General features: G+C 63.2%; 3 protein-coding genes. All 3 read left to right on the top strand.

Annotated elements, in window-relative coordinates; all coding sequences use genetic code 11:
* Positions 1-85: 85 nt before the first annotated feature.
* The 3 genes from tnpA to tnpC are packed head-to-tail and all read left to right on the top strand — an operon-like array spanning position 86 to position 2,391.
* A complete protein-coding gene (tnpA, locus tag HV796_RS41630; protein ID WP_175233465.1) occupies positions 86-475 on the top strand; it encodes an IS66-like element accessory protein TnpA in 390 nt (129 codons plus the stop codon).
* Entirely contained in the window at positions 475-819 is a 345-nt protein-coding gene (tnpB, locus tag HV796_RS41625) for an IS66 family insertion sequence element accessory protein TnpB (protein WP_175233464.1), read from the top strand. Before tnpA ends, tnpB begins: the two co-directional genes overlap by 1 nt.
* 30 nt (positions 820-849) lie before the next feature.
* The gene (gene tnpC, locus HV796_RS41620) at positions 850-2,391 is read left to right on the top strand and encodes an IS66 family transposase (protein WP_175233463.1); all 1,542 of its coding nucleotides are present in this window, start codon (positions 850-852) and stop codon (positions 2,389-2,391) included.
* Positions 2,392-2,456: the final 65 nt, after the last annotated feature.

The raw sequence follows: 2,456 nt of genomic DNA, 5'->3' as shown, positions 1-2,456 counted from the left end.
GTAAGCAACTCGTGGCGGCCAGCCTTGAATGAACAGGCGTGACACGCCAAAGTGATTCCCACCATTTTTTGTAGCGGGAATCACTTTGGCACCAGAAGAAGAGCAGATATCCAGGGGTACGCGTAAAGGCCGCCCCAACCATAGCCCGGAGTTTCGGCGCCGTCTGGCAGCCGCTGCGTGTGAGCCCGGCGTGTCCGTGTCGCAGCTTGCGCGCGAGCACGGCATTAACGCGAACATGCTGTTCAAGTGGCGACGTCAATATCGCGCGCAACAGCAGAGCGGCACGACGTCGCTGTTGCCGGTCGAAGTGGTGAACGAAGCGGGCCCAGTGGCTGATGCTGGTGCGGCAGTGGCGCACCCGTGTGTGCAGGAGTCTGGCGGTACGCTCGAGATCCGGATCGGCCGCGCCGTGGTCAACGTGAGCGGCATGGTCGATGCCGACATGCTGCGCACCGTCCTGGAGAGCCTGCGCTGATGATCGGACTTCCATCGGGCACGCGCATCTGGATCGTCGCCGGCACCACCGACATGCGCTGCGGTTTCCAGGGACTGTCGGCGAAGGTGCACACGGTACTTGAAGAGAACCCGCTGGGCGGTCACGTGTTCATCTTCCGCGGCCGTCGTGGCGATCAGGTCAAGCTCCTCTGGGCGACAGAGGACGGCCTATGGCTGCTTGCAAAGCGACTTGAGCGGGGTCGGTTCATCTGGCCGCAGGCTGATGGCGGCAAGGTCTGTCTGAGCAGCGCACAACTGTCGATGTTGCTCGAAGGCATCGACTGGCGGCAGCCCCGGCGCACGGCCGCTCTGTCGATGTTGTAAACCGCAAGGACACCCCGTAAACTGCGGGGCATGTCCGATCCTATCCCGCTTCCCGACGATGTCGCTGCGCTGCAGGCCCTGGTGCTCGCGCAGCGCGCACTGATCTCGGAGCGCGACCTCGAGATCGAACGGCTCAGGGTGCTCATCGACAAGCTCAACCGGATGCAGTATGGCCGCAAATCCGAGCGGATCGAGCGGCAACTGACCGAGCTCGAAACTGAATTCGAGGATCTGACTGCCCGTCGCGGTATCGTCGATGCACAGGCGCGGCGCTCGGGTGTGCCGGATGCGCCTTCGCCACGGGAACCGCTACCGCCGCACCTGGAGCGCGAAGTGCGCGTACTTGAACCTGATGCGGCCTGCCGGGACTGCGGTGAGCCGATGCGGGAGCTTGGCGAGGACATCTCCGAACAGCTCGCCCGTGTCGCCGCGGCGTTTAAGGTAATCCGCACGATCCGGCGCAAACGCGTCTGCCCGTGCTGCGGCCATATCGAACAGCCACCAATGCCGGGACTGCCGATCGAACGCAGCATCGCGCATCCGAGCCTGCTGGCCGATATCCTCGTTTCGAAGTACGCCGATCACCAGCCTCTGTATCGCCAGTCGTCGATTGCCGAACGTGATGGCGTCACGCTCGACACGGCCAGCATGGGCCGTTGGGTCGGCCAGTGCCAGGCACTGTGCGAGCCGCTGACCGGGGCGCTACGCCGCTATACGATGGCGGCTTCGAAGCTTCACGCGGACGACACGCCGATTCCAGTGCTTGCGCCTGGCAACAGGAAGACGAAGACCGGCCGCCTGTGGGTCTACGTCCGTGATGATCACCGCTCTGGCTCGAGCGAGCCGGCTGCCGTGTGGTTTGCTTACTCGCCGAACCGCCAGGGCGTCCATCCACAAACCCACCTCGCTGACTTCCGGGGCATCCTCCAGGCCGACGCCTACGCAGGCTTTAACGACCTGTTCACCGACGGCAGCATCCGCGAAGCAGCATGCTGGGATCATGCGCGCCGCAAGCTTCACGACATTCATGTGCGCACGCCGTCGGAAACGACCACACGGGCGCTGGAACTGATCGGCGAACTCTATGCTATCGAAGCCGGCATTCGCGGACAGCCGCCGGATGAACGACGCCGGGTACGCCAGGAAATGAGCAGGCCGCTGCTCACGACACTTGAAACATGGCTTCGCGAAAGACAGGCCATGCTCTCGGCAAAGTCCGAGACGTCCAGGGCGATCCAGTACGCGCTGAACAACTGGGCGGCGCTCGTGCTGTATTGCGATGACGGTCGTGTGGAGATCAGCAACATACTGGCCGAAAACGCATTGCGTTGCGTAGCCCTCGGACGCAAGAACTTCCTGTTCGCCGGCTCCGATAGCGGAGGTGAGCGCGCGGCGGCCATGTACTCGCTGATCGGCAGTTGCAAGCTCAATGATATCGATCCGCGTGCGTACCTGACCTACGTCCTTGAGCGCATCGCCGATCACCCGGTCAACCGCGTCGATGAACTGCTCCCATGGCGGGTAGCCCACCTGCTTCGCCCCATCTGCGCACATACCTCAGCACACAACTGAGAACCGGGCTGCATCATGCACTCACGCGAATGTCGTTTCAACCATGGCCAGCGCGAGGTGCTTAC

This window comes from Paraburkholderia humisilvae, from assembly GCF_902859855.1.
Lineage (GTDB): Bacteria > Pseudomonadota > Gammaproteobacteria > Burkholderiales > Burkholderiaceae > Paraburkholderia > Paraburkholderia humisilvae.
This window is presented reverse-complemented; position numbering and strand designations above follow the sequence as displayed.